The sequence below is a fragment of the Acinetobacter sp. 1130196 genome (assembly GCF_000588095.1).
GTDB classification, from domain to species: Bacteria; Pseudomonadota; Gammaproteobacteria; order Pseudomonadales; family Moraxellaceae; genus Acinetobacter; species Acinetobacter nosocomialis.
In genome coordinates this window covers 33,669-47,401 of record NZ_JFWX01000031.1, presented here as the reverse complement: position 1 = coordinate 47,401, position 13,733 = coordinate 33,669, and the positions used below count along the sequence as shown (strand labels likewise).

Below are 13,733 nucleotides of genomic sequence, written 5' to 3'. Positions count from 1 at the left end.
AACGTTGACCTATGACCGTGGACGCGAGATGTCAGAACATAAAATACTCGAAGAAGATTTAGGCATAGATGTATATTTCTGTGACCCACATTCACCTTGGCAAAAAGGCACATGCGAAAATATGAATGGTTTAATTAGGCAATATTTACCTAAAGGGATTGATTTAAATCAGGCAGATCAGCATTATTTAAATCAAGTTGCCATGTCACTGAATACTCGTCCTAGAAAGGCGTTAGATTGGCTTACACCATTAGAGAAATTTGCTCAGCTTGTTGATTATCATATGGCTTTTGAAACTGTCGCACCTCATGTTTGAATTCGCCGTTTATTAAGTTTTGTTTAACTTAAGATTGTGAATTTTAATTAAAAATAAACATTATTAGCTTTTTAGGCTTGAAAAACATGTTTTTTTTGTTGGAAAAACAAGCGTAAATATATACTTATATTATATTTAAATAATGTATTGCATTACTATAGAATGGTTGGCGCAGGTTATTACTACCCAGTAATAATTTGTATTTCAGGAATTTAAGCTTTAATTGGCTTAAGGCTCATCGAACGATGGGCCTTTTTTTATGTGCTTTGTATTACAATTTCTTTATAAAATTAAAAATAGCCTAGTCTTATTAAATAAAAATATGAAAAATGAGTCTTTAATGACAATTTGGATCTGATTTGTTAGATTAAAGCCACTTGATAATAATAGGTGATGTAATGAGATTTTTAGTTCTTGCAACTTTATCCGGTTTGGCTTTAATGGGTTGTGCTTCTGTTCAGCAAGCACCTAATACACAAGAAACCATTCGTTATGCTTCTAGTCCATGTTTCGGCGCATGTCCAATTTATTCAGTAGAAGTGGCGCCTACAGGCTTAATTCGTTTTGAAGGTAAACAATATACAAAAACACTTGGTGTTAAAGAAATCCAAGGTAGCGTAAAAGATTATCAAAAACTTGCTGATGAATTAAAAACTTATCGTCCACAAACAGGAACTCAATCTAAAACTGCGGGTTGCCAGCAAACTGCAACTGACATGTCTAGCTATTACATTACTTGGATTCAACCAAATGGTACAGAAACAAAATTAAGCCATTACACAGGTTGTATCTCTCCAGCAAATAATAGATTAAATAAAGTCATGGAAAAGTTACCTGAACAATTAGGCATTAAAGATCTAATTTAATGATAAAGCCCCAAAATCTTGGGGCTTTTTCTTGTTAAGAAGAATTATAGACTTAAAAGTTTTATATTAAGTATTTCTAAAAGAATCAGCGTATAATACAGATTACAAAAACATATATTGTTAAGAGTAGCTATATGTCAAATATTGTCTATGCTTTTTTGGGTGGTTTATTACTCGGCATCGCAACAGTTGGATATTTATATATAAATGGTCGTATAGCCGGAATTAGTGGTTTGATGGCACAACTTATTAGACCAACTAAAGATACTTTTAAAAGTTCTGCATTCTGGTTTATTGCAGGTCTCGTAATTACGCCTTTCATATACAGTTATTTTTATCAGCCCGACATTGAAATTAAAGCCAATTCATTTGCACTTATTCTGGCAGGGTTACTTGTTGGTTTTGGAACACGGCTAGGCTCTGGATGTACAAGTGGTCATGGTATTTGTGGTATGAGTCGGCTCTCAAAACGCTCAATAATAGCGACAGCAGTTTTTATGTTTGCTGGCATGTTAACCGTTTATATCATTCGCCATGTGTTGGGGTAATCTTATGAAAAATGTCTTTGCTTTTATATTTGGTGGTTTGTTTTCATTGGGGTTAATGATTTCTGGTATGTCTAACCCTGCAAAGGTTTTAGGGTTTCTAGATATTTTTGGGCAATGGGATATTAGCTTAATGTTTGTGATGCTAGGTGCAATTGCTGTGGCATTTATTCCGTTTCAAAGGGCTATTAAAAAACCAAAAACGATTTTTAATGAACAAATTCAATTACCAATGAATACACAGATTGACCAAAGGTTAATTGTAGGCGCTTTTATTTTCGGTATAGGCTGGGGAATAGCAGGTATATGTCCAGCGCCTGCCTTAACTCTTGTTGGATTAGGACATTTTGAAGCACTTTATTTTATTGTCGCGATGTTAGTAGGAATGTTTATTTTCCGAATTTTAAATAAAGGAAATTAAAGATATGCAACAACCTCTAGTAAAAGATTTTTTTGATGAAAATACCAATACTTTTAGCTATGTTGTTGCGGATTTAGCGACTCGTCAATGCGCCATTATTGATAGTGTGCTTGACTATGATCCCGCGTCGGCCACTACAAAAACGACTAATGCTGATTTAATTATTGATTATGTCTTGGCGCAAAACTTCAAAGTACAATGGATTTTAGAAACCCATGTACATGCCGACCATATGACTGCGGCTCAATATTTAAAATCTAAATTGGGTGGTACAGTTGCGATTAGTCAAAAAATCTCAGTTGTACAAGAAACATTTTCGGCTATTTATAATTTTGATTTTAAGAAATTTAATGAAAATCAGCCCTTTGACTATTTGTTTGAAGATTATGAACATTTCAAAATAGGGGAGATAGAAGCCTATAACATTCCTACACCAGGGCATACACCCGCTTGCTTAAGCTATGTGATCGGTGATGCTGTTTTTGTAGGTGATACTTTATTTATGCCTGATTATGGTTCGGCCAGATGCGACTTTCCTAAAGGAAGTGCTGCTGCACTTTATGATTCGGTACAAAAACTTTACACACTTCCCGACGATATGCGTATGTTTTTATGTCATGACTATAAGCCCGAAGGTCGTGATGAATATGTCTGTCAAACTGATATAAAAACTCAAAAACAAAGCAATATCCATTTAAATCGACGAGTTTCCAAAGATTCATTCATAAAAATGCGTCAGGAAAGAGATGCGACTTTGGCAATGCCAAAATTAATTCTGCCTTCAATTCAAATTAATATGAACGGTGGAAAATTTCCGGAACCTGAAGCAAATGGTATCCGCTATTTAAAAATCCCATTTAATTACTTTTAGTAATAGCCTAAGTATTCATTCAATCATTTTAGGTTCTCAAATAGCCTAAGCAAATAAAATTCATTTTATGAAAATAGCCTAAGTAAGATTTAAAGAACTTGCCTTAAATCCCTCGCAGTCTCTTGCAATAATGGCAGAATATGTTGAATTAAATATTCTTCAGTTGTTCTCATGGTTGGAGAAACAATATTTAAAGCAGCCACCACTTTAAAGTCTTGTCCATAAATCGGTACGGCGAGCGCATGAACACCTAATTCGTGTTCTTCACGCGAATAACACCAATCTTGTTCTCGGATTTCTTTTAGTAACTCTAAAAATTTATCATTTTCGACATGCGTATATTTAGTTAAACGCTGAAGTGGATATTTTTGGAGCCAGTCCAATTGTTCTTCTTGGCTTAAATGTGCCAATAAAATTTTCCCCGCCGAAGTTGCATGAGCAGGTAAGCGGTTACCCAAATGCAAACCATATGGATTTACACGGTCAGTTTGTTGGTGGGCAGCACTACGGGCAATGGTAATGGCTTCATAACCATCAAGTACCATCACTGAATAAATGAGAGAGGTTTGGTTAGTTAGAAGATTTAATAAAGGCTGAGATACTTTTGGAAGCTGAGCTGCACCTAAATAAGCTCCTGAAAATTTGAGTACTTTTGGAGTTAAATAGTAATAGTGGCCATCTGACTCAAGATACCCTAAATATTCTAAAGTTAATAAGTGACGTCTTGCTGCTGCTCGGGTGAGTCCGGTTTTTTCAGCCGCCATAGAAATATTTAAACGATGTTGATTACTACTAAAGCTATCTAAAATCGCCATGCCTTTACCAATGCCAGCAATGTAATCTTCATGACGAATCGTTTTTTTGTTGTCCTGATTCTGGATTATCCGTTCATCTTTACTCATTACTGGTCCTTGTACGATAGAAGCTTAGTAGATCAATTTGCTTTACTGAAAAAGTTTAATAATTTCATGTCGCAAAAATTGATGCCTTAAATTATCCCTTAAATCTTCGTGCCAAAACATACCCATTTTAATATTGGTCATCTCAAAAGGTAGAGAATGTAACCGAATCTTAGGGCTATAAGATAAATGCTGCAAAATCATACGGGGCATGGTGAGTATTGCGTCGGCTTGGGCTCCCAAGACTTGTAACGCGGTTGAGTAGTTTTGACAGCGCAGAAATACATTTCTTGAAATTTTTTGGTGTTGGTTTAAATAAATATCTTCAAGTAAAGCACCCGTACGGCGTGATGAAACACCAATGTGCCGTCCATTAATATAACTAGCTAAATCGACTTCTTTAAGTTGGCTGCAAATAACGAACTCATCTGTGACCAGAAGATCAAAGGTAATTTTTGGAGATAAATATTGTTCTAGGTCAATTACGAAATCGAGCTGTTGTGTCGCCAAGTCAGTCATAATATGTTTTCGATCGAGTTTCATACTCACAAACTTCAAATCTAAATTAAGATTTTGAAAATGTTGAGCCAATCTTGGAAGAATAATCGGTTCAATTTCATCATGCACGGCGATTTTTAAGCTTTTTAAACTTGTTGGGTCGAACACATGTTTCTGTTGGCTAATATTTTGAATGGTTAAAAGTGCTTGCTTAACAGTTGGATAAATTTGTTCTGCAAAAGGCGTTGCAGACATTTTATTACCTACACGTATAAATACATCATCTTCAATTTGCTGGCGTAAACGCTGCAAAGCATGGCTTGCTGCTGACTGTGTAATATTGAGACTGCTTGCTGCATTTGAAATACTTTTTTGCTCATAAATCGCGATAAAAAGCGGATATAAATTGATATCAATTCGGTGAAAAAAACTTAAGTCTAGGCCATGTAGGTTATGAATATTATTCATGAGACATTATTTAATAAAATCATTTCATTCATATTAAGTTTCAAGTTATGTTGATGTAAAGACCAGATAACGATGTAAAGGAAAAAGAATGTTTGAACTCTCAAAAAAAGCTCAGGATTTTACTGAGCGAACAATAAAATTTATTCAAGAAGAAATAGAACCTGTCGAAGCAAAATTTTGGGAAGAAGTTCATGAGTTAAATCCAGATGGAAACTGGAAAAAATGGCAGTGGCCCGAGCTTTTAGAAACTCTAAAATCTAAAGCTAAACAAGCTGGTCTTTGGAATATGTTTTTACCCGATGAAAAGCTAGGTGCAGGGTTATCAGTTCAAGAATATGCGCATATTGCTGAATTAACTGGTCGTAGTTTATTGGCGCCCACGGTTTTTAACTGTAATGCACCAGATACGGGAAATATGGAAGTGTTATGGCGCTATGGCAGTGAGCAGCAAAAACAGCAATGGTTAGAGCCTTTATTGGACGGAAAAATTCGTTCGGTTTTTTGCATGACTGAACCTGATGTTGCGTCAAGCGATGCAACCAACATGCAAGCAACTGCACTCATTGACGGTAATGAAATTGTTTTAAATGGCAAAAAATGGTGGTCGTCTGGTTTAGGTGATCCAAATGCTAAAGTCATTATTTTTATGGCGCATACCCCAGATGAAACCAAAGATCGCCATCACCAACACTCTATGGTTTTAGTACCGATTGATACAGCGGGTGTTGAAATTCAGCGTATGTTACCTGTGTTTGGTGACTATGATGCACCACATGGACATGGTGAAGTTCACTTTAACAATGTTCGAGTACCTCTTGAAAACTTTATTGGTGGTGCAGGCCAAGGTTTTGAAATTGCACAAGGTCGCTTAGGGCCAGGACGTATTCACCATTGCATGCGCTGTATCGGAGCTGCTGAAAAAGCACTAGAACTTATGATTGATAGAGGCATGTCTAGAACGGCGTTTGGCAAAGAAATTTTAAAACTTGGTGGGAACCTCGAACGTGTAGCCGATGCGCGAGTAGCCATAGATCAAGCTAGACTTTTAACCTTGTATGCTGCTTATAAAATGGATACTTTAGGAAATATGGCCGCTTTAACAGAAATATCTGCAATTAAAGTGGTCGCTCCAAGTGTATTAGAAAAAGTAGTCGACATGGCAATTCAGCTGCATGGCGGTGCAGGCGTTTCACGAGATACACCATTAACAGGTTTCTTTGCTCAAGCACGCAGTTTACGTTTAGCTGATGGTCCAGATGAAGTACATAAAGGCATGATTGCCAAATTAGAGTTGGCCAAACGTGGTTATGGTCGTCATAAGAAAGTATAAGTTTAAAGGAAAACAATATGTCGGTAATTGATGTAGGCGGTGAAGTACGTGAAGGTGAAGAACTTGATATTGGGGCAGTTGAAAACTGGTTAAAAAACCAAGGTGTTGAGCTAGTTGGCCCAGCAGTCGTTACTCAATATACAGGCGGGGCATCGAATTGGACTTATCGTTTAAAGTATGAAAATACGGATTTAATTTTACGACGTCCACCAAAAGGAACAAAAGCCAAGTCAGCCCACGATATGGCCCGTGAATATATGGTGCAGAAAAACCTTGCTCCTTATTATCCAGTACTTCCTAAAATGGTGGCACTTTGTCAGGATGAAGCGGTCATTGGCTGTGATTTTTATGTCATGGAACGCATAGAAGGCATCATTCCTCGTGCAAAATTGCCGCCTGAGCTTGGCTTTAATGAAGAAGATGTTCATGAGCTTTGTGTAAATGTTATTGATAAGCTCATTGAGCTGCATCAAGTTCCTTATGAGAACACACCTTTAGCTGAACTTGGCAAAGGTACAGGATATTGCCGTAGACAAGTTGAGGGTTGGGATAAACGTTATGAAAAAGTCCGCACAATTAACGTTCCTTCATTTAAATATGTCCGAAAATGGCTAAACGATAATATTCCTCAAGACTCTACAACTTGCATTATTCACAATGATTGGCGTTTTGATAATGTAATTTTAGATCCAAAACATCCAACTGAAGTGATTGGGGTGCTAGATTGGGAAATGGCGACTTTAGGTGATCCTTTAATGGATTTAGGTAGTGCTTTGGCCTATTGGGTTGAGCCTACGGATAATATGATCTTCAGGTCAACACGCCGTCAGCCTACTCACCTAAAGGGAATGTTCTCTCGCAAAGAAGTCGTTGACTATTATTTGCAAAAAACTGGTCTGGAACCTCAAAACTGGACTTTTTATGAAGTCTTCGGTGTATTCCGTTTAGCAGTGATCGCTCAGCAAATCTATTACCGTTATTACCATAAACAGACCCGAAACCCTGCATTTAAAGATTTCTGGATCGTGATCCATGCACTACATATCAGAGCTTTAAAACTTATCGCGCAGCAAAAATTGCAAGAATCGGAATTTGCTCAGCAATCTCTACAAAAAATACAGGGTATTTTAAGAAGATGACCACAATTTATCTGGTAAGACATGGACAGGCATCATTTGGTAAAAGTAACTATGATGAGTTGTCTGAAAATGGTGAAGCTCAAGCGACTTTATTAGGCCAATATTTTAAGAAAATATTGAAAGAACAACCTTATGTAGTTGCAGGAACTATGCAGCGCCATGAACAAACTGCACAGCTCGCACTAAAAGAATGTTTTCCAGATGCGGTAATTCATCATAATAATTTATGGAATGAGTTTAACCATCAACAGGTTTTTGCCCGTTATGAGCCACGTTTTGAACAGCCTGAACTGTTAAAAGCCGATGTCGCAAAAGAGCATAACCCTCGCGCGTATCTTGCAAAAATATTTGAAGGTGCGATTGAACGATGGACCGACGGAGATTTTCATCATGAATATGATGAGTCTTGGCCGCATTTTAAAAGCAGAGTTGAAACAGCACTACAGCAACTTTGTGATGAGTTGGCAAAAACCAAACCTCGTTATGCAGTCGTTTTTACCTCTGGTGGGGTGATTTCCGTAGCAATTGGCAAGCTGCTTGAACTGAGCACCAATCGAACTTTTGCTTTGAATTGGGCAATTACCAATACAAGCCTCACCACTTTACGTTTAGTTGGCAACGAAGCTCAGGTTTTAAGTTTAAATGAACATCATTTTATAAAAGCTGAGCGTCCAGATTTACTGACATGGATTTAAAAATAAGGATAAAGCATGGCAAAGACAATTTTAATTACAGGTGCAAGTTCTGGTTTAGGCGCAGGTATGGCGCATGAATTTGCAGCGAAAGGTTATAACTTGGCGATTTGTGCACGCCGTTTAGACAGATTAGAAACTTTAAAAACTGAACTTGAAAATCAGTACGGTATTAAAGTAATTGCAAAAAGCTTGGATGTAACTAATTACGATCAGGTTTTTGAAGTATTTCGTGCCTTTAAACAAGAATTTGGCTATTTAGACCGAATTATTGTAAATGCCGGAGTCGGAAATGGCCGCCGTATTGGTAAAGGTAATTTTGAAATTAACAGAGCCACAGCTGAAACAAACTTTATTTCTGCTTTAGCGCAGTGTGAGGCAGCGATTGAAATTTTTAGAGCGCAAAATGCAGGTCATTTGGTCGTGATATCATCCATGAGTGCGATGCGTGGGTTACCAAAACACTTATCGACTTATGCAGCAAGCAAAGCTGCAGTTGCTCACTTGGCCGAAGGTATTCGCGCTGAGTTACTGGATACTCCAATTAAAGTCTCAACCATTTTTCCGGGTTACATTCGTACTGAATTGAACGAAGGTGCAAAACATTTACCTTTTGAAGTTGACGCAAAAACAGGATGTAAAGCTTTAGTCAAAGCGATTGAAAAACAACCTGTCAAAGCGTATGTACCACAATGGCCATGGCTACCAATGAGTATTGCCATGAAAGTTTTGCCGTTAAAGTTGGTTAATAAATTAGGATAAAAAATACCCCCAAAATTTAGGGGGTAATTTTTATTTAGAATTTTTTGGTGTAATTGACAAATAAACGGTCTTCGCCAAAGTCATTGCCGTGTTTAACGTTGTAGTCAATACGAATATATTGCAGGGCAAAGCCTTTTAAGAAAGGCTGTTGAAATGCATAGTTCAAAATGATGTTTGATTCGGTTTCATGGTTTTTCTCACCATTGGCTGCTTTAAAATCATGACCGTAAACATATTTCACCATCGCGTTTAAGCCGGGTACATAATCTTTAAAGTCATAGCCGTACATGACATGGTAAGACTTTTCATCTTCTTTGAAAAAGCCTGTGGCATTCCAGTTAATGAAATAGGTTTCTGGTAAGAAACCATCTGGTAGCGGGTAAGCCGACTCTCCAATAATGTGTTGGTAACCCAAACCAAAAGTATGATTTTTTACTTTAACAGTTTCAAGTAAACCAATGTTCTGGGCATCAATATTAAAAGTATTGCCGTCATCTTTCGCATTGAAGTATTTAAATTTGGAAGTTAGAGCAAAAGTTGGTTGTTTCCACGTATGCTCAAGTCCAATATAATGCTTGTTATACAGATCTTCTAAATTGCCAAAGTAATATTCACCCTTGAGTGACGGCGTGAATTGATAGCGCAAGTCAATATAATTTAAGCCATCAGACTCTTTAGTAATTCCATTGGATGTGAAAGAAAATTTTTTAAAATCTTCTTCATTTCGCGGAGATACTTTTTCAACTCGACCAATTTCTGCATAGAGCTGATCTGAAAGCTGTGACTTAAGGTTAGTGCCCCAATAGGAAGTGAGTAACTGACGGCTAGCATCGACTGCTGTTACAGGTAAATCTAACCAGAGTTCACCGATACTTAAAAGTGTTTTGTCATAACCTAGCTTTAAGGTCGCGCCGTATTTTAGATAGTCAGATGCTTGAGATTGCGTTTCTTTATTAAAAGGTAGAACCGTATCTGCGACATGTTTGTCAGAACTTAAACGCACGGCGTATTGCACAGAAGCATCGGCCCCAATCGTAATCGGTTTATCTGCTATGACTAGTGGAGTGTCATGCATTTTCGATTTATAAAATAAAGATGCTGCCTGAGACCAGCTACCGGTATCTTTAAGGGCGTCATTATCAAAATCGCGGTTGATATAGGCATTTTTTAAAGTGAATTTCCATTCATCTTCAGGTTGCTGATTTGGATTTGCAGCCCATGAGCTGCTACACATAAGTATTAAAGTGGCAACAGCTAAAGTATGTGGTTGAAAGCGGTGAAATAATTCCATAATCCATTTCCAAGATATATGCCAGTCCTCGGCATTACGTATTGTGAAATATTGGTGTGGTGTTCCCTAAATTGTTTAAAGGGAACTCCTGTTTTTAGTGGCTGTTGCTTCAATTAATGTAATTTTTCAAGCTTCATGCTTTCACTAAAGGATTTGCAGCCTTTAAAAAGTAGAGCCAAAGCCAGTACACAGGACAAACCACCCACAATAGATAAAGAAGAACCCACCATTAATGGATTGCCAAAAACCTTATCTGTAATAATTGCCACTAATGTTGTACCAACACCTAGTCCAATTAAGTTACTCACCAAAAGGAATAGGGCAGAAAGGCGTGCTCTAAATTGGTTGGGTGCTAACATTTGCAATGCTGTTGCCGAGATCACAAGGGGGAAGGAGGCAAAGAACATTGCAGGAATGAGCAAAGTTACTGAAAGCCAGAGTTGATCTGTTTGGGTGAAAAATGCAATTGGAATAATCAGGCCAATAATACCAATCACACCCGTGAACATCGGTGCATCTTGGCGTCCTTTTTTAATAAACCAGTCGTTTAGCCATCCTGCACAAAATACACCTAAAGTATTTGCAACTAGCAATATACTGCCGAGCATATAGCCTGTTTCAGTCGGTGCGAGTTGAAACTTACGAATATAAAATGCTGGTGTCCAACTAGTCAGACTGTAGAGTGCCATTGCATAAAAGGTAAAACCTAAATAGTGACAAGCAAAAGTTTTTGCATGTTTCTTGATAAACTGAAGGCACTGCGTGAATTTAACTTGGTCAACTTGTCCACTTTGGTTGAGCTGTTGCCCTTTACGTGCAGGGTCTTTAACTGTCAAAATAAATAACAAACCAATAATAATGCCGGGTAACCCCACCACTAAAAAGGCAATTTGCCATGCTTTAAGTGCACCCAATAAAGGAACTTGAATGAGTGTCACGCCTTTAAGCAGGTTAATCACGTAACCGCCAACTAAAAAAGCGATACCTCCACCTAAGAAAGCACCAATTGAATAGATCCCGACCGCGCGGCCTAGTTTGTCTTTACTAAACATGTCACTAAACATTGAATAGGCCGCTGGAGATAAAGCTGCTTCACCAACGCCCACAGCCATACGGCTTAGGAATAGTTGAATAAAGTTTTTACTTAAACCGCAAGTGGCCGTTGCCAAGCTCCAGACAATAATTCCGATTGAAATGAGTTTTGGTCGGGAAAAACGGTCGGCAATATAGGCTAATGGTAAGCCCATCACAGCGTAGAATAGTGAAAAGGCAAGGCCATGTAACAAGCTAAATTGAGTATCTGAAAGTTGAAGGTCTGCTTTGATGGGTTCAATCATCAACGCCAGAATTTGACGGTCAATAAATGAAAATATATAGGCCAACATACAAAGTATGACCACATACCATGCATATGCATTGGTTTTCTTTTGTATCCTTTCAACAGCGATATTACTTTGGTTCATACACTTAATCCTTATGTATAAAACGCTTTAAAGAAATTGATTTCTAGCTTCTATTCATCCTCAAAATTTTTGATACGTCCCCATTTGAAATGAATAATGAAACGGCTAGAAATGATTGAATTTGGTTTGGTAAAGGACCTTGAAGAAGAGATCCTAGTACAAACGGAAATAGTAAGATTGGGTAGATTGTTGAATAATTATTTTCTTTTTATATGTAAAATTCCATTACTTATTGAGTATGTTTAGATACTTAAAAAGTATGTTAAGTGAGCTACTGGAAGAATTTAATTAAATAAAAATATGATTTTACTTATTTTTATTTTTAGTATTGGACTTTTTATAGTAAGCAGCTAAAGAATGACTAGCTTTAACTGCTCTAGAGCCAAGTTAATTTAGTGTCGATGGAAATAATTAACTGGATGGCATGAGATCAAATAATTTTTTTAACTGAGAATTTAAATTGTGTAGCTCGTCTTCTGAAAAAGCATTGAGGATCCCAGCTAAGGTAACCACACTAATTTGATTAATCTGTTCAACCAGCTCAACACCTTTGGCCGTTAATTTCACCATCGAAATCCGTTCATCAGTGGTAGAGGAGTAGACTTCCACAATTCCATCTTCTACCAATCGATATACAGCCTTTGTCGCTGTCGTGAGTTTTAAAGTAGAAAGATTGGCAATGTCAGTGATACTGGCTTCCCCAAGCGCATTGGTACTTAAAATAATTTTACGGCGAGTATTATCAATGCCAAGTTTCTTTATAGATTTTTCAATAAGTTGTGAATATTTACCATTAACTTGGGAAACCCAGAAAAAGGGGAAGTTTTGAATACTCGACGGTTCTTTATTGGGAAGAAATTGTTCTAAATGATCAAGCATAGCTAAGCAATAACTTAGTAAAAAAAGGGTAATCCTATTATAAACAAAATTTTGCATATTTCCCTGAACACACATTAGAAAAATTACTTGACAATTCCATCAAATTTTCTGATATTTTAATTAATGGATAAAAATACATGGAAAAGTGAATGAATATTATTAGCCAAAGTGTGCAAAAAGGAAGCGGCAAACTTAAGGTGATGGTGAAGGACACTATAGATATTCAAGGTCTAAAAACCATTGCTGGCAGTAAAGCTCTATTAGAAGTTGAACCCGCGCACGATGATGCTGAGGTGGTTAAAAACATCTTAAAAGCTGATTGCAAAATTATTGGTAAGACAAATTTGCACGAATTGGCTTTTGGAATTACAGGCATTAACCACGCTTTTGGTACACCTATCAATCCTAAATATCCTGAACTTATTCCGGGCGGATCTTCGAGTGGTTCAGCCGCAGCAGTTGCAGCAAAACAAGCTGACTTTAGCTTAGGGACAGACACAGGCGGCTCTATTCGTATGCCCGCTGCATGCTGTGGAGTTTTTGGTTTAAAACCGACTTTCGGTCGGGTAAGTCGCAAAGGCGTATCCCCGCCGTCAAGTTCTTTAGATTGCGTTGGTCCTTTTGCAAATTCAGTCGAGATGATTGAAAAAGCCATGCAAATTATTGATCCAACTTTTAAGCCAGCTGAATATACGCATACACCAAAACTTGCGCTGCTCGATGTCAAAGCAGATGAGATTGTTTGGAACTGTATATATCAAGCACTTCAAAAAGCAAATTTAGAGACCGTTTTAGAAAAAGTTGAACATTTTGAAGCAGCTTATGATGCAGGTATGCAGATTATTAACTATGAAAACTGGCAAGCTTTTGGTGAATTAACCCAAACTGGCTTAATTGGTTCTGATGTAAATAATCGGTTATTAAAAGCAGCACACACCACTTTAGAGCAAGTAAAACAAGCAGAAGTTGTGAGAGCGCAGCTCACCCAAGAACTCGATGCACTATTAGACAAATATGATGCATTGATTCTGCCGACACTACCGCAAATTCCACCCAAAGTTTCTGAAGCTGAAAACACGGTCGCTTTTTTGAACCTAACCGGTTTAGTTCGACCATTTAATTTATCAGGACATCCAGCTATTTCAGTGCCACTTGAAACCAGTGAAGGTTTGCCTGTGGGCTTACAGATCGTATCAAAGCATCAAAAAGATGAGCAATTATGCGCAATAGCCAAATTTTGTGTTGATGAAATGCAATAAATTACAAGGAGTTAGATGATGAATAAGTTGTCTA

At 37.4% G+C, this 13,733-nt stretch carries 15 protein-coding genes; 10 read left to right on the top strand and 5 right to left on the bottom strand.

All coding sequences use genetic code 11. From position 1 onward, the window contains the following. The 5 genes from J671_RS25295 to J671_RS18600 form a co-directional block, all read left to right on the top strand. A partial coding sequence (locus tag J671_RS25295) for an IS30 family transposase (RefSeq protein ID WP_032021853.1) occupies positions 1-316 on the top strand: 316 nt, incomplete at its 5' end. Positions 317-714: 398 nt separating this feature from the next. Continuing rightward, complete coding sequence (locus J671_RS18615) at positions 715-1,182, top strand: DUF6438 domain-containing protein (protein WP_002048825.1); 468 nt, start codon at positions 715-717, stop codon at positions 1,180-1,182. A gap of 134 nt (positions 1,183-1,316) precedes the next feature. Further along, on the top strand, positions 1,317-1,730 hold the full coding sequence (locus tag J671_RS18610; RefSeq protein WP_002048868.1) for a YeeE/YedE family protein: 414 nt from the start codon (positions 1,317-1,319) through the stop codon (positions 1,728-1,730). 4 nt (positions 1,731-1,734) lie between these two features. Next, a complete protein-coding gene (locus J671_RS18605) occupies positions 1,735-2,148 on the top strand; it encodes a DUF6691 family protein (protein WP_031983090.1) in 414 nt (137 codons plus the stop codon). A gap of 4 nt (positions 2,149-2,152) precedes the next feature. Next, positions 2,153-3,019: an MBL fold metallo-hydrolase gene (locus J671_RS18600; RefSeq protein ID WP_031983088.1), complete on the top strand. Its 867-nt coding sequence runs from the start codon at positions 2,153-2,155 to the stop codon at positions 3,017-3,019. Between the two features lie 89 nt (positions 3,020-3,108). Here J671_RS18600 and pcaU read toward each other — a convergent pair whose 3' ends face one another. Both pcaU and J671_RS18590 read right to left on the bottom strand, forming a co-directional pair. Further along, a complete protein-coding gene (gene pcaU / locus J671_RS18595; protein WP_000030961.1) occupies positions 3,109-3,921 on the bottom strand; it encodes an IclR family transcriptional regulator PcaU in 813 nt (270 codons plus the stop codon). 42 nt (positions 3,922-3,963) lie between these two features. Beyond that, positions 3,964-4,884, bottom strand: a complete 921-nt coding sequence (locus J671_RS18590; protein WP_031983087.1) for a LysR family transcriptional regulator — start codon at positions 4,882-4,884, stop codon at positions 3,964-3,966. A gap of 88 nt (positions 4,885-4,972) precedes the next feature. Between J671_RS18590 and J671_RS18585 the strand changes: the two genes are divergently transcribed. Genes J671_RS18585 through J671_RS18570 form a run of 4 tightly spaced genes read left to right on the top strand, consistent with a single transcriptional unit; the run spans position 4,973 to position 8,807 of the window. After that, the gene (locus tag J671_RS18585) at positions 4,973-6,214 is read left to right on the top strand and encodes an acyl-CoA dehydrogenase family protein (RefSeq protein ID WP_031983086.1); all 1,242 of its coding nucleotides are present in this window, start codon (positions 4,973-4,975) and stop codon (positions 6,212-6,214) included. 17 nt (positions 6,215-6,231) lie between these two features. Further along, positions 6,232-7,353, top strand: a complete 1,122-nt coding sequence (locus J671_RS18580) for a phosphotransferase family protein (RefSeq protein WP_031983085.1) — start codon at positions 6,232-6,234, stop codon at positions 7,351-7,353. After that, positions 7,350-8,048 carry a histidine phosphatase family protein gene (locus J671_RS18575; protein ID WP_031983084.1) on the top strand — a complete coding sequence of 233 codons (699 nt, stop codon included), beginning with the start codon at positions 7,350-7,352 and terminating at the stop codon, positions 8,046-8,048. The genes J671_RS18580 and J671_RS18575 overlap by 4 nt, the downstream gene beginning before the upstream one ends. Positions 8,049-8,063: 15 nt before the next feature. Further along, positions 8,064-8,807: an SDR family oxidoreductase gene (locus J671_RS18570; protein ID WP_031983083.1), complete on the top strand. Its 744-nt coding sequence runs from the start codon at positions 8,064-8,066 to the stop codon at positions 8,805-8,807. A 34-nt stretch (positions 8,808-8,841) separates the two neighbouring features. On the opposite strand, the gene J671_RS18565 is transcribed toward J671_RS18570, so the two are convergent. The 3 genes from J671_RS18565 to J671_RS18555 form a co-directional block, all read right to left on the bottom strand. After that, positions 8,842-10,098 (bottom strand): OprD family outer membrane porin, encoded by a 1,257-nt coding sequence (locus tag J671_RS18565; RefSeq protein ID WP_031983082.1) that lies wholly within the window; start codon positions 10,096-10,098, stop codon positions 8,842-8,844. Positions 10,099-10,211: 113 nt separating this feature from the next. Continuing rightward, the gene (locus J671_RS18560; RefSeq protein ID WP_031983080.1) at positions 10,212-11,561 is read right to left on the bottom strand and encodes a spinster family MFS transporter; all 1,350 of its coding nucleotides are present in this window, start codon (positions 11,559-11,561) and stop codon (positions 10,212-10,214) included. Positions 11,562-11,972: 411 nt separating this feature from the next. Continuing rightward, positions 11,973-12,440, bottom strand: coding sequence for a MarR family winged helix-turn-helix transcriptional regulator (locus J671_RS18555; RefSeq protein WP_022574408.1), 468 nt, complete (start codon positions 12,438-12,440; stop codon positions 11,973-11,975). Positions 12,441-12,589: 149 nt separating this feature from the next. Here J671_RS18555 and J671_RS18550 point away from each other — a divergent pair, with 149 nt between their 5' ends. Next, a complete protein-coding gene (locus J671_RS18550; protein WP_031983078.1) occupies positions 12,590-13,699 on the top strand; it encodes an amidase in 1,110 nt (369 codons plus the stop codon). Positions 13,700-13,733 lie beyond the last annotated feature (34 nt).